Consider the following 19646-nt stretch of genomic DNA (forward strand, 5'->3'; position numbering starts at 1 on the left):
CGCTCAGCGACCGATCGCGGCACGGATGTCGGCCGCCGTCACGGTCCGCAGCTCGTCGAGGCTGGGGCGCTGACCGGACTGGCGCAGCCGCTGCGCCTGCGCCTTACGTACACCCTCGAAGAGCTTGCGGGCCTCACGGGCGTTGCCGAAGTTCTGGTCCCGTTCGATGGTGGCGAAATGCGCCTGAAGCAGATCGGAGACCCCGTCGCCGAGCAGGTACTCGTCGCCGCCGGCCATCCGCTCCACGATGATGACCAGTTGCTCGGGGCTGTAGTTGCCGAACTCGATGGTCTTGGCGAAGCGGGAGGCGAGACCCGGGTTCGCGTCGAGGAACTGGAGCATCTCCCCGGTGTAGCCGGCGGCGATGACAGCGATCTCGTCGCGATGGTCCTCCATCAGCTTGACAAGCGTGTCGATGGCCTCCTGGCCGAAGTCGCCGCCACTGCCGAAGGAGCGGGAGAGGGTGTACGCCTCGTCGATGAAGAGCACCCCACCTCGGGCCGTGTCGAACGCCGCGGCCGTCTTCTCCGCCGTGTGGCCGAGATACTGGCCGACGAGGTCGCGCCGGGACACCTCCCGGAAGGCCCCGCCGGGCAGCGCACCGAGCGCCGCGAGCAGCTCGCCGTAGATGCGGGCCACTGTGGTCTTACCGGTGCCGGGGGCACCCGCGAAGATCAGGTGATGGCTGACCGTGCCGACCGGCAGCCCGGCGCTGCGCCGCCACTCGTTCACCTGGATCTCGTCGATGACCCCACGCACCTCCTCCTTCACGGACTCGAGGCCGACCATGGCCGCAAGGTCGGCGAGCAGCTTCTCGGTGCGTTTGGTGTCCTGCTGGGTGCTGGCCTGGGCCGCCTCGGCCCCGAAGGTGGCCCGCCGGCTGGTGGTGCCCTCCACGATGGTCGGTGTGGCGCCCTCGGCCACGTCGATCGCCGGCTGCGCGGTGTTCTCGGTGGTGCACTCCTCGACCGTGCCGTGGCAGCCACGGGCAAAGGAGACGGCCGGGCCGCGGGTGTCGCGGATCCGGCACCGACGCAGCACCGGGGCGCTCTGCTGCACCACCGCAACGCCAGCGTGCCCGGTATGGGAGATGTCGCAGGCCTCGATGGTGGGCCGGGCGTACTGGTAGATGTAGATGCCCCGGCTGCCGCAACGGGTGATCGTGCTGGTGCGGATCGTCGGGGCGGCGCCGATCCGGAGGATGATGCCGTCCTCGCTGAGGTCGCTGAACTCGCACCCGTCCACGGTGCCGTCGGAATCCTCGACGACGAGCCCGTAGCGGGCGCCGGTGACCCGGCAGCGGGTCAACGTGAACTCAGACCGGCTGGCCACCGAGACGGCCGGGCCGAAGCCGGCGCTCAGCTCGCACCCGGTCATGCTGAGCGTCGCCCGGTCCACGGCCACGACAGGTGCGTCGCCGGCCTTGAGGACCAGATCACGCAGCTCCAGGCGGCCCGAGTTGCAGGACACCGTGGGGTACGCCCCGGACGAGGCGTCGATGGTGACGGTGCCGGCGCCCTGTGCGGCGACGATGGTTATCGCGCGGTCGTTGACGAACAACGCCTCGTAGTAGGTGCCGGGGTTGACCGAGACGACGGCGTCGTCGTCCGCCACCGTGAGCGCGTCACCGATGGTGGGGTACGCGCCGGGCTGGTCCGGGGAGACGAGAAGGGTGCGCGTCATGGCTCCGGCTTCATACGGCAGCGGAAGGGTTAGGCCGACGATATCCCAGGCGGTCGACACGGGGGGAGCCCCCGTGGTCGCGACCGGCGATCGTGCACGATGGCGGGGCCGATCGATGCGGCGGTGGGCCGTTAGGCTCGGGTTCACACGCAGTGCCGGAACCAGGAGCGGGAGGACGGATGGCGGAAACCCGGATGTTGCCGCTCGCCGCGGGTGCGTTGCTGGTCGACGGAACCGTCCACACGCACACGTCGGTCCGCGGTGACCTGGCACCCGACCTGCACCCGGTGATCCGGCGGTTCCTGCACGAACTGCCGACCGGGCAGCGGGAGCGGTTCGCCGGCTGGTGCGCCGAGGTCGTGCTGCTCTCCGACCGCCTCTACGCGGCCGAGGCCGACGGCGGGCCGATCAGCTCGGCCCGGGCCCGCGCGCTGTTGTGGGGGGCGAAGGTGCGGGTGACCCGGGTCCGGGAGGAGGGCGACCCCCGCCACGGTGAGGTGCAGCCGCCCTGCCGCTCGTGCGCGGCGCTGCTGGACTGGTGTGGCGTGGAGGCGCTGGGATGAACGACCGCTTCCCATCCCTGGTGGCCGAGACGCTCCAGGTTGCCGGCTGGGTTCCGGGCCGCCGCGACGACGACCGGGCGCGACAGTGGGCGCTGCGGCTGGCGGCCAGCGCCGCGCCGGACGGACGGCAGCACACCGTCGTCCGGGCCGCGGTGGAGACGTACGCCGAGTTCGGCGGCCTGCTGGTGCGCCCGCAGGGCGACGGCGAACAGATCGCGCCCAGCCCCTTCCACCTGGATCCGTTCCTGGTAGGCCAGTCGGTGGACACCCTCGCCGCGCTCGCCGCGGCAATCGGGGCGCCGCTAACACCGATCGGCGAGGAGGGCGACGGCACCGGCATCCTCGCGATCGACGATCAGGGGCGGGTGTTCGTGCTGGACCACGGCGGTGACTGGTTCCTCGGCGAGCACGTCGACGAGGCGATCACCGCGCTGGTGCTGGGCCGGCAACCCCGCCGGGTACGCCAGGACGGCACGTGGTGATCGACTGGCGGCCGGCGACGCCGACGGAGGGCGCGCTGCTGGCCGCCGCCGAGGCCGCGGACCGGGACACGCTCCTGGCGACGCTGGCCGGCGCTCCGCTGCTGCTGCCGGTGTCACCGGAGGCGGCGGCCGGTCGCGCGCCGATGGCCTGGCCGACGGGCCGGCACGACGGGCGGACCCACGTCATCGCGTTCACCTCACCCGAGGCGATCGCCGCCTGCCTGCCCGGTCAGTCGGTCAGCTACCGCGCCCTCAGCGTCCAGGACCTGGCAAGCGGCTGGCCGGACGACGACTGGCTGCTCGCGGTCGACGCCGGGCTGCCGATCGGCGTGCAGGTCACCGCCGGTGAGCTGCACGTGATCGCCGGTCCCGCTCTCGAGGCCGAGCGAGACCTGCGCGACGCGATCGCCGGGCAGGAACCGGACGCCCTGATGGCGGCGCTGCTCCGCACGGAGCTGCTGGTGCCGCTGCGGCCCGGGGGGTCCGAGTCGAGGGACCTGTCCGATCCGGACTTTCCGTGGCTGTGCCTCTCCGACGAGCAGGGGCAGCCCTGCCTGCCGGTCTTCACCGCCGAGGTGCGGCTGCGACAGGCCCTCGGCGACCTCGACCTGGTCGCGGTCAGCAGCCTCCACCTGGCCGAGCAGTGGCCGGACCCGTCGTGGCAGCTCCTGCTCAACCCCGACACCCCGCTGGCGGCGACGCTGCCCGGCGAGGCCGTCCGAACCCTCCGGGACTGGCTTGGTCAGCTACGGCGGGTGGTCACCGACGCCGCCGAGGGGGAGCGCCAGCACCTGGAGACGGCCGCGTACGCCGAGCCGGCCACGGTGGGCGTACCGGCGCAGCGGACGCCGCCGGACGAGGACGACGAGCCCGACCCGGACCCGGACCTGCCGATCCGGCTGCAACTGGTGATCCCGCACCGGTACCTGCCGTCCTACCTCGACGACGGTTACCAGCGGGCCGCCGGGCTGGTGCACGCCTGGGCCGGCCCGGGCCGGGACACCCCCGCCCGGCTCTACCGGCGCCTCGGCCTGCTCGGCGAGGGTTCGCCGTTCGCGGAGTCCGACGAGTGGGCGGCCGTGCTGCGGTGGGAGCCCAACCAGGACACGCCCGAGGACTGGGGGCGCGGCCAGCCGCGAATGGAGTCGCTTGTCGTGCCGGACGGGACGGGCCTGCACTGCCTCCACCACGACGGCCGGGACGAGTTGCTGGCCCGCTTCGACGCGGCCACCGGGCGCTGGCTGCCGACCTGACCGCGGAGCGGCTCCCACGCTGGTTGTCAGCGTCGATTGCCGGCGAACCAGTCCTTGGCCTGCCGACTCTTCAGCAGGACGAGCGCCACCCCGGCGAGCCCGCCCACGACCAGGGGCGTGACCATCGTCGGCTGGAAGTCGAGTTTGCCCGTCACGAGTAGGCCGACCAGGAAGACGGCGAAGAGCCCGAAAGTGAAACTGGCCGGCACCCGCAGACCCTCGGGACCCAGCCCGCGCCAGGTGAAGACCATCCCCACCACCGTCATGAACACCAGCAGCAGGCAGAGCGCGAGGACCACCACGCCGAGGATGATGATCAAGAACACGCCGTCGCCCTCGGCCCTCATCATCGCCACGAAGAAGGCGATGCCCGCGACGAGCCAGGTGACGGCCACGGGGACCATCAGCAGGATCGCCGCGATCACCGCCGCCGGCCGCCGCCCGGCCGCCGGCACCGGCACACCGGACGGTCCGGCAGGCGGGGGTACGGCCCCCAACTGCGGCGGCGGTACGGGGTTGGGCGGCGGCACGGCGCCGGGAGGAGGTACGGCACCGGGCGGGAGGGTCGACATCTCGTCTCCGTTGGTCGTCAGGTGCCCGGCCGACGCCAGCCGGCCTCACCGGTCGGCTCCGTCGGGTGGGTCGACTGCCCGCCCTGCGGGGGCACGCCCGGGGCTGGTGCCGGGGGCTGCGGTGCGGGCGGGTACGCCGATCCGCTGGATGGCAGGTGCGGTGCCGGCGGGTACGGCGTTCCGGGGGCTGGCAGGTGCGGCGCAGGCGGGTACGGCGTACCGCCGGCTGGCAGGTGCGGTGCCGGCGGGTACGGCGTTCCGCTGGATGGCAGGTGTGGGGCGGGCGGGTACGGCGTACCGGTGGCGGTGGCTGCCCCGACCGGGGTGGGAACCTCTGCCGAGGATGCCAGGGTCCGCTTGCGGCGCCGCCGCCGCAAGATCAGTACCACCGCCGTCGCCACGAGGCCGAGGACGGCGAGTATGACTGCCAACTGGAGCACCAAGGTGCCGTATCTGTTATTCGACTCCCTTGAGGACGGGCGGGCCAGGGTCGGGTCGGCCTCGGGCTCCTCGGCCGCCTGGCTACGACTGTTACGGCCGTCCGGCTCACCGGTCAGCGCCTGGCGCAGGTTGAGCAGCCCCCAACCGTAGTCGGGGTCATGACCCGGCTTGCCGGCGTCCTTGCTTGTCTCCATCATCCGCTTGAACAGGTCGTACGACTTGAGGTCCGGGTACTTCGCCTTGACCAGGGCGACCGCGCCGGAGACGAGCGCGGTGGCGGAACTGCTCCCGCCGGCCATCTTGTACCCCCCGTTGCGCTCCGCGGCGTACAGGTCGTCAGCGGGCGCGGCGAGGTCGGTCTCCTCGGCCGGGATGTGGGCGATTTTGCTCAGTTGCCCGTTGCGGTCGGTGCCGGTCACCGCGATCGCGCCGGGGTGGTTGGCCGGGCTGCCGATGATCACGTCCTTCTCGTTGCCGACGCCGGCGACGACGATCACCCTCTTCTGGTACGCCCGCTTGACCGCTCTGTCGAGGTCGACGTTGTTGGAGCTGCTCAGCGAGACGTTGATGACGTCGGCGCCGTGATCCACCGCCCAGTCGATCCCGGCTGCGATCGCGACCGGCTCGATGATCGACACACCCTCGCGACCCTGCACGGTCACCGGCAGGATCTTGGCCTTCGGTGCGACGCCGAGCACGCCTTCGCTGCCACCCGAGCCGTGCCCGTGCCCGGCGATCAGGGACGCCATCGCGGTGCCGTGCCCGTGCCGGTCCTCATGTCCCTTGCTCTTGTCGTCGTAGAAGTCCACGCCGGGAAGCACGTTGTTCTTCAGGTCCGGGTGGCTGGCGTCCACACCGGTGTCGACGACGGCGACCGTGATGCCCTCACCCTGGGTGATCTTGTGCATCTCGGTCAGCTCAAGGGCGTCGATGTACCAGGCGTCCTTGCGGTCGATGGCGTGTGCCGGCGCGACCGGGACGACCAGGGCAGCCAGGACGCTCAGCGTCAGTGCGGCCACTGCGGACGCCGGACGGGGAACGAGGCGCATCTGCGCGTACCTTCCTCTGTGGGCCGTCGAGCGGCCGGTTGGACGGTCACCGCATGGTACGGGCCGGCCACCCATGGTGTGGTGACCGGCCCGTCCGTGTGTCAACCCTGACCGAGCGCCTTACCCTGCTGCTGCGGTCGGTGCTCCGTTGGTGCCTCGATGGTGCCAACCGCGGCCGAGTCGGTGGTCCAGAGCTCGTCGTCGCCCTCGCCGTACTCCCAGGTCTCCTGCTCGTCCTCCGCCCGGCGCGCTCCGGGGCGGGGGCCGGGGACAGCCGGGCCGCCCCGGCGACCGCCGAGCGACGGCGCCGGCCCGGTGGTGGGAGCCGGACGCGCCGCGCCGCGACCGGTGAGATCCGGACGGGCGCCCTTGCCGGGGGTGAGCGGGCCACCACCGGCACGAGTGCCGCCGGTGCTCGGCGTGGCCGGACGAGCCGCACCCGGAGAGCCGCCGCGCTGGCCGCCGAGGCTCGGCGGTGGCGACGCCGGTCGGCCCGGAGTGCCTCCTGTGCGCTGGGGACCGGCGGTGCTGCCCGGCAGGCGCGGACTGGCCGGCGGGGCCGACCGGTTACCGAGCCCCGGCGCGCCGGGACGGGATCCGCCCGGCCGGCCGGCACCGGTGTTGCCAGGCAGGGTGGGTCGGTTCGGCGCGGCGCCCTTCCCCGGGCTCCCGCCCGGGCTGCCACCACCGCCGGGCAGGGTGGGCCGCCCAGGCGCGGCACCGCGCCTGGGCGGGCTTCCGCCGGGGTTGCTCGCGCCGGGCAGGGTGGGTCGGCTCGGTGCCGGGCCACGGGTGCCCGGGGTGGGACCGCCGGCTCCCGGCAGCGTGGTGCGGGGGGTGCCGGGCCGACCGCCGGTGTTCGGCGCGTTCGGACGCGGACCGCCCAGGCCGCCCGGCAGCACCGGCGTCGGAGGGGGCGGAACTCCTGGCGTGCCGGTGACCGGCGGCGCCACGGGCGGCGGCCCCGGCGGCGGGGGAGGGGCGGTAATGGTGCCGGCGAGCCCCACACCGTCGGGCAGGCCGTCCGGCGGAGGCGTTGGGGTGGGCAGGGCTGTCACGTCGGGCCGGTTCGGCGCGTCGGGCCGGTTGGGCGCGTCGGGCCGGTTGGGCGGGTCCTGGCGGATCCGCCCGTCAGCGGTCATGTTGACTGCCGCCGGGCCCGGCCCGACCGGTCCTTTCGGGCGAGACGGACGCGGGATCTGGGACGGGTTGATGACGACTGCGTTCGTCGGCCCCTTGTAGGTGCCGCCGCGGGAGATGTTCGAGATGTAGACGTCGATGTAGAGGTCCGCGAGCGGCTTGACGATGTTCTTCGCCCGCTCGTGGAATTCTTTCTGCACATCGGAGACCGTTTTGGGGTTGTTCAATCCAAAGATGTCGCCCAGCGAGGTGCTTTCGGCATCCTCCTTACGCTGCCGGGCTTGGTTCTCCTGCTCTGCCTTGTATTCCAGCCAGAGCTTGCGCATCTCGGTCTGCGTCGTCTGGATCTTGCTGGCGATCTGCTCCAGACCGCTGGCCGTCTTGTCGGCGACGTCCTTCCACTCGTCAAGCGAGTGGAGGGCAGCGCCGACCTTGCCCATGAAGACCCGGCCCGCCGGTGACCGCCACTTGGCGTCCAGCGAGTCGGCGTGCCGCTTGAGGTTTTCCCGTGTCGTCTGCAACAGAACGCTTGTCCGCCGCCAGGTCTCGGCCAGGGCGACGGTGCGCTCGTCGCTCTCCTTGCGGGCCTGCTCCCACATGGTCTCGATCGTGAGCCCGTCCCAGGCTGTGGGTTCGTACGGTGCGGCCCCGGCGGCCCGATCCGCGGCATAGTCGTCCGGGACGCCGGTGTAACCCGGGGTGTAGCTCGGCGTCCATCCGTAGTATTTGTCGCTCATCCCCGCTCCTCCGCGTCCCGTTCCCCGCCCACCATCAGGACCGCAGGTCCGGGCGGGCCACCTGGTCGCCGTACATCTGCTCGTTGTCGCCCTGGACCGTATAGGCGCCGGTGCCCTCGCCGATGGTCTCCGACTTGTCGATTTCCGGCGTCGCCTCCGGATCCTGACTGTTATTGGCTTCCGGGGCGAAGTAAGCCTCCGGATCCAGGACCTCCGGCGGGATCGCCTTCGCCGGGTCCGAGGTCTTCTTGTCGTCGCCCTGCCGCCAGAGGTCGTCGAGCGTCTTCTGACCATCGACGGCGGTGAAGGCGTTGTAGATGTCGTCCGTGTCGGCCTGGGCCAACGCGTCTCCGGTGCGGTATTCGCTGGCGATTGACATGGCAGCCATCTGCAGCGACACCAGACCCTTCATCGCGTCACCGAGCATCTTCCCCACCGCCACGCGACTGTCGTCGTGCCGGACACGGAAGAACGCGCCCTCCTTCATCCCACCCGCGCCGAACGGCGCCTGCACGGTGAGCATGGGGCGTACACCGTTCTCGAAGCTGGGCTTGAAATGCTCGTTCAGCTCTTTCTCAATGGCCTTGGCAAAGTCGATCAGCTGCTGGATGTCGACGTCGATGTCCTCGCCGACGAGCCACTCGTCGCCCATCTGTCTCCCCGTTTCGTCCACATGCCGACACCGCGGCTGTGTCCCGAGCCGCGACATTCACAGTCCACTCTGGCCGAGGGTAGCGTCATCGGGCAACCCCGTAGTGTGGTCAGGCTCGCGACGGAAGGTTCACCAACTGCACGAGCCGGGTGCCCTCCCGCCGCGTGACCAGCCAACCTCGGCCGGGTGGCAGCGGCCCGGGGCGGACGGTGCCGAGCAGAACGCCCTCGTCCCGGTTACCGGACATCACGATGCCCGGCGTGCTGATTTCCCGCATCCGCATCAGCACCGGCTCGTACAGCGCCCGGCTCGCACCGCCGGTGCGGCGGGCGATGACCAGGTGCAGGCCGATGTCCCGGGCCTGGGGCAGGAATTCGAGCAGCGGCGTCAGCGGGTTGCTGCCCGCGCTCGACACCAGGTCGTAGTCGTCGACCAGGACGTAGAGGTCCGGTCCCTTCCACCAACTGCGTGCCCGCAGCTGGTCCGGCGTCACGTCGTTGGGAGGGATCCGGTCCCGCATCACCGCGGCGACCTCGGTGATGATCTTCTCGGTGAGCTGGGCCGACGAGCCGTACCCGATCAGGTGCGGGCTGGTGATGTCGCCGAGCATGCTGCGCCGGTAGTCGACGATGACCAGCCGGGCCTCGGTCAGCTCGTGGCGGTCGACGATCGTTTGTGCCAGCGCCCGCAGGAAGGTGCTCTTGCCGGACTCGCTGTCGCCGAAGAGCAGGAAGTGCGGGTCGGCGGCGAAGTCCAGGTGCACCGGTTGCAGGTCCACCTCGGCGATGCCGACCGGCACCCCGGGGCGACCGGTGGCCGGCAGACTGCCGTGCGGGACCACCGGCGGGAGCTGGCGGATCGGCGGCGCGCCCGGCCCCTGCCAGGCGCCGGCCAGGTCGTTCACCAGCTTGCGGGACCCCTCGGGCAGGGTGTCCGCCTCCTGCGCGCCGTCGGTGCGGGGCAGGGCGGCGAGGAACTGGTGCCCATCGGCGGTGATGCCTCGGCCGGGTGATTTCTCCGGCACGTTCATCGCGGCCCGACGGTCCAGGGCGGAGTCGCCCGCGTCAGACAGCCAGAGCTCCAGCCGGGTGCCGAAGACGTCCCGAACGGCGGGACGCAGGTCCATCCAGCGACCCGCGGTGACGATCAGGTGGACGCCGAAGGAGAGACCGCGGTTGGCGATGTCGTTGATGGTCGGCTCAAGATCTTCGAACTCGGACCGGATGCTGGACCAGCCGTCGATGACAAGGAAGACGTCGCCGAACGGGTCGTCGTTGTGCTGGCCGTGCCGACGGGCCCGCCGGTACGCGGCCATCGAGTCGACCCCGCGCTCGCCGAACCGCCGCTCCCGTTCGCCCATCAGCAGTTGCAGCTCGGCGACGGTCCGGCGGACCAGACTGGCATCGAGACGGGTCGCCACCGCGCCGACCTGCGGCAGGTCGCGTAGCGAGGAGAGCGCGTTGCTGGTCAGGTCGAGGCAGTAGACCTGCGCCTCCCGCGGTGTGTGGGTCAGCGCCAGCGACGTCACGATCGTGCGCAGCACGGTGCTCTTGCCACTCTGCGGACCGCCCACGATCACCGCGTGGCCGGCCGAACCAGCCAGGTCGAACCAGAGCACGTCCCGCCGCTGCTCGAACGGCTTGTCGACGATGCCGACGGCCACCTGCAACTCGCCCACCAGGCCGGCGTGCGCCACCGTCACACCCCGGGCGGGGTCGGCGGTCAGTGGCGGCAGCAGCTGATCCAGCGTCGGCGGATCCGACAGCGGGGGCAGCCACACCTGGTGGGCCGGCGCGCCCCGTCCGGTGAGTCGGCCGACCAGGATGTCCAGCACACTGTCGCCGCCCGTGTCGACCGGCTCCGGCGTCGTCTCCTGGGCCTTACGGGTAACCGGCGGCGCGACGTAGGCGGTGCTGTATTCCCGCACCCGCTCCTCGCCGTCACCGGCGGCGACCGCCTCGGCCGTCTTGCTGCGGTAGGTGCCGGAGACGTACGCGGCCTTGAAGCGGATCAGTGGTTCCATGCCGAAGCGCAGGTAGCCGTGGCCCGGTGAACGGGGCAACTCGTACGCGTCGGTGGCACCGAGCACCACCCGGCTCTCCATCGCCGAGAAGGTCCGCAGACCGATCCGGTACGACAGGTGGGTGTCCAGGCCGCGCAGCCGGCCCTCCTCCAACCGCTGCGAGGCCAACAACAGGTGTACGCCGAGCGACCGGCCGACCCGACCGATCTGCACGAACATGTCGATGAAGTCCGGTTTGGCGGTGAGCAGCTCGGAGAACTCGTCGCAGATGATGAGCAGGCTCGGCAGTGGCGCCAGCGGAGCACCCGCGGCCCGGGCCTTCTCGTAGTCGCGCTGCGAGGCGTAGTTGCCGGCCGAGCGGAGCAGCTCCTGCCGACGCACCAACTCGCCGTTGATCGAGTCGGTCATCCGGTCGACGAGCGGCAGCTCGTCGGCCAGGTTGGTGATCACCGCGCTGGTGTGCGGCAGGGCGTCCAGCCGGGTGAAGGTCGCGCCGCCCTTGAAGTCGATCAGGACGAGGTTCAGGTTCTCCGAGCTGTGCGTGACGGCGAGCGCCAGCACCAGCGTGCGCAGCAGCTCGGACTTGCCGGAACCGGTGGCACCGATGAGCAGGCCGTGCGGCCCCATGCCGTCCTGCGCGGACTCCTTGAGGTCCAACTCGACCGGGATCCCGTCGACGCCCACCCCGATCGGCACCCGCAGCCGGTCCCGGTTGGGCCGGGGCTGCCAGGCCAGTTCCATGTCGAACTCGTACGGGTCGCCGATGTTGAGCAGTTCGGCCAGGCCCAGCTCGCTGGTGAGCGGGGCGTCGCCGCCGCGGGACGCGGCCGAGAGACGCAGCGGGGCCAGCTGCATGGCCAGCGCCTCGATCTCCGCGACCCGGCACCCGTCGGCCCGCCCGATCTCCGCCTGACCATCCACGGTGGTGCTGTGCAACTGGCCGTCGGTGCCCACCTCCAGCACGAGCCGAGCCCGGTCCAGCACCCGCGGCGCCGGGTTGGAGAGGTCGAGCAGGGTGACGCCCTCCACGCCACCCTCGGTCATCAGGTGGTCCGACCCGGCGGTGTCGCCGCCGTCGATGACGACCAGGAGATGCGGCCCGCCCGACTGGGGGGACCCACCGGACGAGTTGAACCGGGGCCGGCTGGCCAGCACGTCGTCGAGCATCGCCTCCAGCCCGGTGACCGAGGGCGCGACCAGCCGGAGCTGACCGAGCGCGTCGGTGCGGCTCGGGTGCAGCGCGTGCGGCAGCCACTTCGTCCACTCCCACGCGCCCCGCCGGTCGGCGGCGACGCAGACCGCGACGAGCATGTCGTCCGGCGCGTGGAACGCGGTGGCCTGGGCGAGCACCGCCCGGACGAGCCCTCGGACCGCCTCGTCGTCACCGCGCAGGTGGACCCGGGCGAACCCGTTGAGCGCCATCGTCACCGGCAGATCCGGCACCTCGCCGTACGTGGTGAGGAAGCGGCGCAGCGCCAGCGCGCACATCGGCTCCAGCTTCTCCAGCGACGTCGCGGGCGGCGGAACCAGCGGCGTGGCCAGCTCCTGCGGGCCAAGACCGATGCGTACGGTGGCGAAGTCCACGTCGCCGCGCCGGCGCTCCCACAGCCGTGGCCCGAGCGGGACCGACCACAGCGCGTCCGGGTCCGGATGCCGGTAGAACGCCGCCTCGCGCTGCTTCTGGACCGTCTTGAGCACTCGCCGGCGCTGCCGCGACAGGTGCGTCATGTACTCGCGTCGCTTCTGCAGCATCTCCTGCTTGCTCGGGCCGCCGGAGTTGTTGGTGAGCTGGGAGCCGAGCATGCCGATCGCGGAGAGGCCGAAGAGGCCTCCGGTGACGTAACCGAGGGTGCTGCCGCCTCGGCCGGCGAACATCAGCGCCATCGCGAACGAACCAGCGAGCATCGGCAGCATCATCATCATCTGACCCCAGGCACGCCCGCTGGGCGCGGGCACCTCGGGTGGCGCCTCCAGCAGGACCTCGCCGGACGGGTACTCCGGCTCCGGCTGTCGGGCCGGGCGTTTCACGACGACCGTGCTCACCTATCAGACCTCCCCGCTGGGGTCCGGACCCGACCGGACCGAACCGGCGCCCGCGCCATGGCACATGGTAGGTAGCCTTCTCTCGTCATGACAGCCGCGGGCCACGTCGGCCCGCTCCTCGTTCGAGGGGTCGTCAGTGGTCACCCAGGCCGGAACCGGACTCGCGCGCATCGCCGTCGTCGCCCCCAACCGGCGGCTTGATCTCGCTCTACCCGAGCATCTGCCGCTGGTCGGGCTGCTCCCCGCCGTCCTACGGCAGGCGGATGAGCACCCGTCGGACGGGACGGCACACGGTGGCTGGATGCTGCGCCGCACCGACGGCACCACTGTGGACCTCAATCGTACGCTCGCCGTACAGAACGTTCGGGACGGCGAGACGCTGCATCTCGTGCCGCGCCGCACCGACTGGCCGGAGCTGGCGTACGACGATCTGATGGAGGCCGTCGCGGCCGGCGCCCGCCGACGCGGGGTGGCCTGGAGCCCGCTCGCGACCCGCCTGACGGGCCTGATCGTCGCCGGTGTGCTGCTGCTGCTCGGCCTGGTCGTCATCGTCACGTCCGACGAGCCCGGCATGCTCGGCGGCGTGATCGCCCTCGGCACCGCCGGGGTGCTGCTGCTGGTCGGGATCGTGCTGTCCCGGGCGATGGCCGACTCCCTCGCCGGGGCCGTGGTCGCCGCGGCCGGCCTGCCCTACGCCTTCGTCGGCGGCGTCCTGGTGATCGGGACCGGCGAGTCCGTCTGGGCACTCGGCGCACCGCACGTGCTGCTCGGTTCCGCCATCCTGTTCCTCACCGGCCTGCTCGGTTTCCTCGGGGTGGGCGACGCGACCCGGGTCTTCGTCGCGGCGGTCTTCGCAGGTTTCTGGGGCATGCTCGGCGGCCTCTTCGCCCTCGGCACGATGGACGCGGCGCAGGGCGCGGCGATCATGGTCAGCGCGGTGACCCTGCTGCTGCCAGCGATGCCGCTGCTCGCCGTACGACTCGGCAAGATGCCGATGCCGGCGCTGCCGCGCACCGCCGAGGACCTGCTGCGCGACGAGCCGCAGCCCCGGCGCGAGCTGGTCTATCAGGCCACCGCCCGGGCCGACGAGGTCCTCACCGGCATGATCTTCGGTTCGTTCCTGGTCACCGTCGGCTGCCTGATCGTGCTGACCGCCCACGGCTCGGTCGCCGCCCTGCTGCTGACCGGTGTGGTCGCGCTCGGTCACCTGCTGCGGGCCCGGCTGGTGCCGACCGTGCGGCACCGCGTGCCGCTGCTCGCCGGGGGTCTGGTGGGATTGGCCCTGCTGCCCCTGGTCGGCGCGGCCGACGCCGGGACCGGGCTACGCGTACTGGCCGTGCTTCCGGTGGCGGTGGTCGCGGCCGGGATCTCGGTCAGCGCCGGGCTCGCCTACAGCCGTCGTGCCCCGTCGCCCCGGCTGGCCCGTCTCGGGGACACCCTCGACATCCTGCTGCAGTTGGCCGTGGTGCCGGTCGCATGCAGCGTGCTGGGCCTGTACGCGTTCATGCGCGCGCTGAACGGCTGACGCCAACGGTCCGCTGACCTGTCTGGGTTTGCACCCGAGGCTCACAGGGTGACGTCGGAGACTGCCGGTGTCTTACCTCCTCGGATGAGCGCGATGATCGCGGTGTCGATGTCGGAGCCGACGAAGAAGTCGTCGACCCAATGCAGTTGGAAGACGCGCCCCTGGGCGTCGATGACGAGTTCGGAGGGTCCGTCGGCGTTGTTGCCGAGCGGAAAGACCGGAATCCCATACTCCTCTACGAAGATCTCGGAACCCTCGGCCAGCACCCCGCCCTGGGTGGGATGGACGGCGCTCCCGTAGCCGCTTCCCGAAACGCCGTCTCGGCCGAACTGGGGCAGACGTAGGCCGCCGAATTCGACGAGTGCGGCCCGTGCGGCAGGGAAGAAGTCCAGGCCGGCGAGGTCGTCGGCGAAGCGGGTCAGCCACAGGTCGACGGAGGCGGTCATGTCGCGGCCGGGGAACCAGCCGGCCTTGTCCAGTACCGCTCGGACGTCCGGCGGGAAGCGGCCCTCGGCGGCGCGGCGCTGCGCGTACCGCTTGGCGATTGACGCACCGGCCAGCGAAGGCCACTCGGACAGCTCGCCGGTCTCCCGGTCGATGACGATTGTGGGCTGTCCGGTGGCCGACGGTGGTCGGGGTGGTCCGTTCGTCGGCTCTGGCCGGGGTTCGCGGCGGGAGACGACGAAGCCGAGGTCGAACTCGTACATGTCGACCTCGGGCGGCGGACCGGGGTGGCCGGCGGCGGCCCACTCCCGGGCTCGGGCCAGTGCCTCGTCACGACTGATCATCGGAACTCCTCGCGTCGTGGTCGTCCTGGTCACCGGCCCCGGCCGGATGCCGGCACCACAGCGGTCGACGCGGTGCCTATCGTAGGCACCGCGGTCCGGCACCTGTCCGTGCCGACCGTACGCCAGGGGGAGGTGCCATGCCGTCACGGCGGGACCAGGTCCAGTCGTACCAGTTCTTCGTCCAGCGGATGACGTCCGCGCTCGTGGCGCGCGAGCCTGATCCGGAGGCCGCGCCGTTCCGGCGGCTCGGCGGCGCCGGCCTCGCGGGCATCATGGTGGCGGTGCTCTGCCTCGCCGCGGTGGGCGTCTACGGGTTGCTCCGCCCCGGTGGCGCCACCAAGTGGAAGTCGGCCGACTCGGTCATCCTGGAGAAGGAGACCGGCACGCGGTACGTCTACCGGGACGGCCGCCTGCACCCGGTGGTCAACTACTCGTCCGCGCTGCTCGCGATGGGGTCGGCGGTGCCGACCATCTCCGTCTCCCGCAACTCACTTGTCGGTACGCCGCGCGGGCCCCGGATCGGCATCCCGAACGCACCGGACGCCCTGCCCGACCCGAAACGGATCCTCACCGGCCCGTGGACGCTCTGCACCCAGCCGGCGCGGGACCAGGCGGGTGGGACCGTGGCCACGACGGTGCTCACCCTCGGTAGAGCACCCAACGGTGGGCGCGAGATGGGCGACACGGCGCTGCTGGTCAAGGACACCACGACCAAGCGGTTGCACCTGGTCTGGCACGACCACCGGTACGAGATCCGCAACCAGGCGGTCGTCCTCGAAGGACTGACCATGACCGCGGAACCGGTGGTCGAGGTTGGCGGGGCGTGGCTGAACGCGTTGCCCGCCGGTGAGCCGATCGGCTCCGAGGACGTGGCTGGCCGCGGCGAGTCGTCGGCCGCACTGCAGGACGCCCGGGTCGGCCAGATCTTCGTCGTGCAGAGTCAGAACGGCAGCCGTCAGTACTACCTCGCCAACCGCGACCGGCTGCGTCCGCTGACTCCGCTGCAGGCAGACGTGCTGCTCGCGGACCCGGAGACACGGCAGTCCTACCAGGGCGAGTCGGCTCCTCAGGCCCTGACGCTCGGGGCCGGGGCCGCCGCGGCGGCCCCCAAGGCGCCGCCTCCGGCCGAGGGGCGGCACCGCGCACCCGGCGAACGCCCCGACATCGCCCGGCTGACCGGTGATCAACCGGCGATCTGCGCCGCCTACCGTCCGGGGCAGGATGAGCCGACCCTGCTGTTGGACGCGCAGGTGCAGCCGGTGAAGGAGCCGGTACGCACCGCCGAGCAGACCGGCGACGGCATCCCGCTCGCCGACCGGGTGGTCATCGAGCCGGGGTACGGCGTCCTGGTTGCCGCCATGGCGTCACCGGAGATCACGACGGGCACCCTGAGCCTGGTGACCGACCTGGGCTACCGGTATCCGCTGGCGTCGAAGGAGGTGTCGGAGATGCTCGGCTACCGCGGTGCGCGACCCGTCGAACTGCCCGCGAGTCTGGTCGTCCGGCTTCCGGCCGGCCCGGCACTCGACCCAACCAACGCGAAGCGGGCACTGGACCCGGAGTGACCGGAGCTGCCACAGTGGAGGTAGTTGCGAGTCTGAATGCGGCCGGCCTAGCGCGGGCTGGACTCGACCCGTTACCGTTCGTAGAGCAATGGCGCGACAGCGCCACAATAGAGGCTGCCCCCGGCGATGGGGGGCTATCGATGAGGACGGGGGTGACTCACCATGTCGATGGGTACCGACACCGGCTTGATGGTGAAGACCGAGGGCGACGTAGATGCCGTCGCGGATCGGCTCACCGGTAACCTGAACCAGCTGATGGACCAGCTCGCACCGCTGTACGACCAGTGGAAGGGTGCCGCTGCCGGCTCCTTCCAGGAGGTTCGGACGAAGTTCGACGAGGACATGGCCCGGCTGAACGTGGCGCTGCGGGCGATCGCCGAGGCCGTCGGGTCCGCTGGTAAGGACTACGACGTCAGTGACGACGAGCTCCGGTCCGAGATGACCTCTGCCGGCGCTTCTGCCGGTCAGATCACCGCAGCGCTCAAGCTCTGACGGGGGAGGAGTTCCGAAATGGAAATTCGTTACAACTTCGGTGCACTGAACGCTGCCGCGGACAGCTGCGGCGGTGCCGTGCGGAATGTGACAGGTGAGCTCGAAGGGCTCAAGTCGGGCATCGCGCCGCTGCTTGCTACCTGGGACGGTGACGCCCGCGAGGCGTACTTCCGTCGGCAGAGCGACTGGGAGGCGGCGGCGAACGACCTTCGTGACCTGCTCGGGCGCATCGAGAAGACGCTGCGCGAGTCGGCGGCCAGGATGCAGGCCCGTGAGGCCGCGAACCGGGCGAAGTTCGGCGACTGAGCCCGACCGTACGAAGCGATGGCCCGGCCGCGTGCCGGGCCATCGTCGTTCGCACTGTCGTCTGTGCCGCGACTGCCGGGCGTCGTGACGATGCGTGTCGGCCTCGGGCGGGCCGTCAGCCGCGGGGCAGCGAGGTGGGCACCCGGAAGAACAACTCTTCGGGCTCGTCGATCTCGCCGACCGGAGTCGGCGGGGCCGCCGGCCGAGTCGGTCGCCACCGCAACCGGCGTCCGCGCGGCAGCAAGGAGGCCATCGCGCCGATGGCGAGCGCGATCACTGCGACCAGCAGCCCGACCCAGAGGGCCACCCGGCCGAAGACGCTCCACCGCTCCGAACGCTCCTGCGCCGCCGCGTCAAACGACGGGTCGGGCATCGGGGGTTGGGCAACCGGCGCGTCATTGGTCAGCCGTTCGGTCACCGCCCGGTACGGATTCAGCAGGCCACGCCCGTAGCCCTCCCCGGGGCCACCACGCGCCGGGTCCACCGTCGCGAGGAGACGGCGGCTGACCCCCTCTGCGGGCAGGCCGGGTTCGGCAGCACGGATCAGGGCGGCCGTTGCGCTCACCAGCGGGGTTGCGAAGCTGGTGCCGCTCCAGACGTCGTGGCCGGCGAGGCGGGTCGCCGCCACCACCGCGCCGCCAGGGGCCACGAGGTCGACGTACGGCCCGACCTGCGACTGCTTCACCCGCACGCCCTCCTGGTCGATGGCGCCGACCCCGATCACACCGTCGTAGGCGGCGGGGTAGGGCACCGGATCCGGACGGTCACCGTTCTGGTGCAGGTTGCCGGCAGCGGCGACCAGCACGACGTCGTGCTCCCGCGCGTACTTGATCGCGCTCTCGACGGCGGGGTCGGGGCGGTAGAGCGTCACGGACATGTTGATCACGGCGGCACCGTCGTCGACCGACCCGCGGATGGCCTGCGCGAAGACCTCCGCGGAGACACTCTGACCCCGCGCCTCCTCGCCCTCGTTGCCGGCGCGTTCGCTGACCCGGATCGGGATGATCGTCGCGCCCGGGGCCAGGCCGTGGAAGCCGACGCCGTTCTGCGGGCGGGCGGCGATGAGGCTGGCGACCGCGGTGCCGTGCGAGACACAGTCGACGTTGCCACCGGGTGTCCCACGCAGGGAATCGAAGCCGGTGGCCACCCTGCCGCTCAGCTGCGGGTGGGTGTCGTCGGTGCCGGAGTCGATGACGGCCACCTTGACGTTGACGCCGGTGCTGAACGGCCACACCCGTTGCGGCGCGAGCCACCGCTGATGCCATGGCGTCTCGCTGATGACCTGACCCGGATCGCTCGGGTTCTTGCAGATCGCCGGGGCCGCGACAGCCCGAACCGGCACGCCGAGGATTGTCGAACCCATCAGCGCCACCACCAGAGCAGCGGCGGACGTACGACGGTCGAGACCCATTCCGCGCTCACCTCCCGTCACTACGGCGCCGGTGCATCGTAACGATCCTCGGACGATTACCGGATCCCCGATGTCGCGTCGATTCAGTATGGTCGAGGTGTCACGCCGTTGGCGGGTTGCGGCGGCACGTGGACGTGCAGGGGGAGGACGCCATGGACACGCAAGGACTGCGCGCTCGGGCCGACGAGCTGATGGCCCAGTTCGAGCGGATGCGCTCGGGCGTGGGTGACCTTCAGCAGCGGCTCAAGGCAGTGAACGCCACCGTCACCTCCGAGGACGGCTTCGTCTCGGTGACGGTCGGCCCGCGTGGTCAGGTGGTCAAGGTGGAGTTCGACCCGCGCATCTACCGCCGGCCAAACTCGAAGGAACTCTCCGCCACCGTCACGGAGACGATCCGGAGGGCCACCGAGAAGGCGATGACCGAGGTCGAAGAGCTGATGCGGCCCTTCGTGCCGGACAGCCAGTTCCAGGCGTACATGGGCCACGACCTGGACGGCATCTTCCGTCAGCTGGACAGCGAACTTCCACGGGAGGACGACCGATGACCGACGCAGACGAAACTTTCCTCAAGCCCGACGCCGCCCGGGCTGGTGCCCAGCGGCTCGGCGTCGCCGGCGCGACATTGGCCAGCCGTTGGGCGCAGCACGCCGCCACTATCTCGTCGCTGAACGCCTCCGCCCCCTGGGGCACCGACGAGCCGGGCCAGGGCTTCAACAAGCACTACCTGGAGGGTGGCGACAAAGCCCCCGCCACCAGCGTCCTGAGCGGGGGAAAGACCATCGTGGACCTGATCAAGGTGCTGGGACCGGACGTCCTCAGCGCCGTCGACGGCACGGTCGAGGTCGACGACATGGTCGACAAGTGGTTCGGCGGCGACGGTAAGTAACGTCCGACCTCCGAATGGTCTGGTGAGGACAGAGG

General features: G+C 71.4%; 16 protein-coding genes and 1 pseudogene. 9 read left to right on the forward strand and 8 right to left on the reverse strand.

Going from position 1 to position 19646, the window contains the following annotated elements; all coding sequences use genetic code 11:
* Positions 1-3: 3 nt before the first annotated feature.
* Positions 4-1683: a right-handed parallel beta-helix repeat-containing protein gene (locus AB0A90_RS03315; RefSeq protein WP_357240905.1), complete on the reverse strand. Its 1680-nt coding sequence runs from the start codon at positions 1681-1683 to the stop codon at positions 4-6.
* Positions 1684-1835: 152 nt separating this feature from the next.
* On the opposite strand from AB0A90_RS03315, the gene AB0A90_RS03320 reads away from it, so the two are divergent.
* The 3 genes from AB0A90_RS03320 to AB0A90_RS03330 are packed head-to-tail and all read left to right on the forward strand — an operon-like array spanning position 1836 to position 3981.
* Positions 1836-2246, forward strand: a complete 411-nt coding sequence (locus tag AB0A90_RS03320; RefSeq protein WP_357240908.1) for a YwqJ-related putative deaminase — start codon at positions 1836-1838, stop codon at positions 2244-2246.
* Entirely contained in the window at positions 2243-2728 is a 486-nt protein-coding gene (locus AB0A90_RS03325) for an SUKH-3 domain-containing protein (RefSeq protein WP_357240911.1), read from the forward strand. The genes AB0A90_RS03320 and AB0A90_RS03325 overlap by 4 nt, the downstream gene beginning before the upstream one ends.
* Positions 2722-3981 carry an SseB family protein gene (locus tag AB0A90_RS03330; RefSeq protein ID WP_357240914.1) on the forward strand — a complete coding sequence of 420 codons (1260 nt, stop codon included), beginning with the start codon at positions 2722-2724 and terminating at the stop codon, positions 3979-3981. Before AB0A90_RS03325 ends, AB0A90_RS03330 begins: the two co-directional genes overlap by 7 nt.
* Positions 3982-4007: 26 nt before the next feature.
* On the opposite strand, the gene AB0A90_RS03335 is transcribed toward AB0A90_RS03330, so the two are convergent.
* From AB0A90_RS03335 to eccCa, 5 genes and pseudogenes are all read right to left on the reverse strand, one after another.
* Positions 4008-4553, reverse strand: a complete 546-nt coding sequence (locus tag AB0A90_RS03335; protein ID WP_357240917.1) for a hypothetical protein — start codon at positions 4551-4553, stop codon at positions 4008-4010.
* Between the two features lie 353 nt (positions 4554-4906).
* Positions 4907-6043: pseudogene (mycP, locus tag AB0A90_RS03340) on the reverse strand (type VII secretion-associated serine protease mycosin); the annotation flags it as partial.
* Positions 6044-6144: 101 nt separating this feature from the next.
* Positions 6145-7920 carry a hypothetical protein gene (locus AB0A90_RS03345; RefSeq protein ID WP_357240920.1) on the reverse strand — a complete coding sequence of 592 codons (1776 nt, stop codon included), beginning with the start codon at positions 7918-7920 and terminating at the stop codon, positions 6145-6147.
* Between the two features lie 34 nt (positions 7921-7954).
* Positions 7955-8572 (reverse strand): hypothetical protein, encoded by a 618-nt coding sequence (locus tag AB0A90_RS03350; protein WP_357240923.1) that lies wholly within the window; start codon positions 8570-8572, stop codon positions 7955-7957.
* 109 nt (positions 8573-8681) lie between these two features.
* The gene (eccCa, locus tag AB0A90_RS03355; RefSeq protein ID WP_357240926.1) at positions 8682-12638 is read right to left on the reverse strand and encodes a type VII secretion protein EccCa; all 3957 of its coding nucleotides are present in this window, start codon (positions 12636-12638) and stop codon (positions 8682-8684) included.
* Between the two features lie 136 nt (positions 12639-12774).
* Here eccCa and eccD point away from each other — a divergent pair, with 136 nt between their 5' ends.
* A complete protein-coding gene (gene eccD / locus AB0A90_RS03360) occupies positions 12775-14163 on the forward strand; it encodes a type VII secretion integral membrane protein EccD (protein WP_357240929.1) in 1389 nt (462 codons plus the stop codon).
* Positions 14164-14204: 41 nt separating this feature from the next.
* Here the strand turns inward: eccD and AB0A90_RS03365 are convergent, their stop codons facing one another.
* Complete coding sequence (locus AB0A90_RS03365) at positions 14205-14951, reverse strand: SUKH-3 domain-containing protein (RefSeq protein ID WP_357240932.1); 747 nt, start codon at positions 14949-14951, stop codon at positions 14205-14207.
* Between the two features lie 137 nt (positions 14952-15088).
* On the opposite strand from AB0A90_RS03365, the gene eccB reads away from it, so the two are divergent.
* The 3 genes from eccB (at position 15089) to AB0A90_RS03380 (ending at position 17314) form a co-directional block, all read left to right on the forward strand.
* The gene (gene eccB / locus AB0A90_RS03370) at positions 15089-16516 is read left to right on the forward strand and encodes a type VII secretion protein EccB (RefSeq protein ID WP_357240935.1); all 1428 of its coding nucleotides are present in this window, start codon (positions 15089-15091) and stop codon (positions 16514-16516) included.
* A gap of 162 nt (positions 16517-16678) precedes the next feature.
* Entirely contained in the window at positions 16679-17008 is a 330-nt protein-coding gene (locus AB0A90_RS03375) for a WXG100 family type VII secretion target (RefSeq protein ID WP_357240938.1), read from the forward strand.
* 18 nt (positions 17009-17026) lie between these two features.
* Positions 17027-17314: a WXG100 family type VII secretion target gene (locus AB0A90_RS03380; RefSeq protein ID WP_357240941.1), complete on the forward strand. Its 288-nt coding sequence runs from the start codon at positions 17027-17029 to the stop codon at positions 17312-17314.
* Between the two features lie 115 nt (positions 17315-17429).
* On the opposite strand, the gene mycP (AB0A90_RS03385) is transcribed toward AB0A90_RS03380, so the two are convergent.
* Positions 17430-18725, reverse strand: a complete 1296-nt coding sequence (gene mycP / locus AB0A90_RS03385; protein ID WP_357240944.1) for a type VII secretion-associated serine protease mycosin — start codon at positions 18723-18725, stop codon at positions 17430-17432.
* Between the two features lie 152 nt (positions 18726-18877).
* Between mycP (AB0A90_RS03385) and AB0A90_RS03390 the strand changes: the two genes are divergently transcribed.
* Positions 18878-19270, forward strand: coding sequence for a YbaB/EbfC family nucleoid-associated protein (locus AB0A90_RS03390; protein ID WP_357240948.1), 393 nt, complete (start codon positions 18878-18880; stop codon positions 19268-19270).
* Positions 19267-19611 carry a hypothetical protein gene (locus AB0A90_RS03395; protein WP_357240951.1) on the forward strand — a complete coding sequence of 115 codons (345 nt, stop codon included), beginning with the start codon at positions 19267-19269 and terminating at the stop codon, positions 19609-19611. The genes AB0A90_RS03390 and AB0A90_RS03395 overlap by 4 nt, the downstream gene beginning before the upstream one ends.
* Positions 19612-19646 lie beyond the last annotated feature (35 nt).

Origin of the sequence: Micromonospora sp. NPDC049204, assembly GCF_040647935.1 — a bacterium.
In the GTDB taxonomy this organism is placed as follows: Bacteria; Actinomycetota; Actinomycetes; order Mycobacteriales; family Micromonosporaceae; genus Micromonospora.

Coding starts and splice junctions, on each gene's coding strand:
- AB0A90_RS03335 (WP_357240917.1), bottom strand. CDS start 4,553: ATGTCGACCCTCCCGCCCGGTGCCGTACCTCCTCCCGGCGCCGTGCCG.
- eccB (WP_357240935.1), top strand. CDS start 15,089: ATGCCGTCACGGCGGGACCAGGTCCAGTCGTACCAGTTCTTCGTCCAG.
- AB0A90_RS03350 (WP_357240923.1), bottom strand. CDS start 8,572: ATGGGCGACGAGTGGCTCGTCGGCGAGGACATCGACGTCGACATCCAG.
- AB0A90_RS03315 (WP_357240905.1), bottom strand. CDS start 1,683: ATGACGCGCACCCTTCTCGTCTCCCCGGACCAGCCCGGCGCGTACCCC.
- AB0A90_RS03365 (WP_357240932.1), bottom strand. CDS start 14,951: ATGATCAGTCGTGACGAGGCACTGGCCCGAGCCCGGGAGTGGGCCGCC.
- mycP (WP_357240944.1), bottom strand. CDS start 18,725: ATGGGTCTCGACCGTCGTACGTCCGCCGCTGCTCTGGTGGTGGCGCTG.
- AB0A90_RS03325 (WP_357240911.1), top strand. CDS start 2,243: ATGAACGACCGCTTCCCATCCCTGGTGGCCGAGACGCTCCAGGTTGCC.
- AB0A90_RS03380 (WP_357240941.1), top strand. CDS start 17,027: ATGGAAATTCGTTACAACTTCGGTGCACTGAACGCTGCCGCGGACAGC.
- AB0A90_RS03375 (WP_357240938.1), top strand. CDS start 16,679: ATGTCGATGGGTACCGACACCGGCTTGATGGTGAAGACCGAGGGCGAC.
- AB0A90_RS03345 (WP_357240920.1), bottom strand. CDS start 7,920: ATGAGCGACAAATACTACGGATGGACGCCGAGCTACACCCCGGGTTAC.
- AB0A90_RS03395 (WP_357240951.1), top strand. CDS start 19,267: ATGACCGACGCAGACGAAACTTTCCTCAAGCCCGACGCCGCCCGGGCT.
- AB0A90_RS03390 (WP_357240948.1), top strand. CDS start 18,878: ATGGACACGCAAGGACTGCGCGCTCGGGCCGACGAGCTGATGGCCCAG.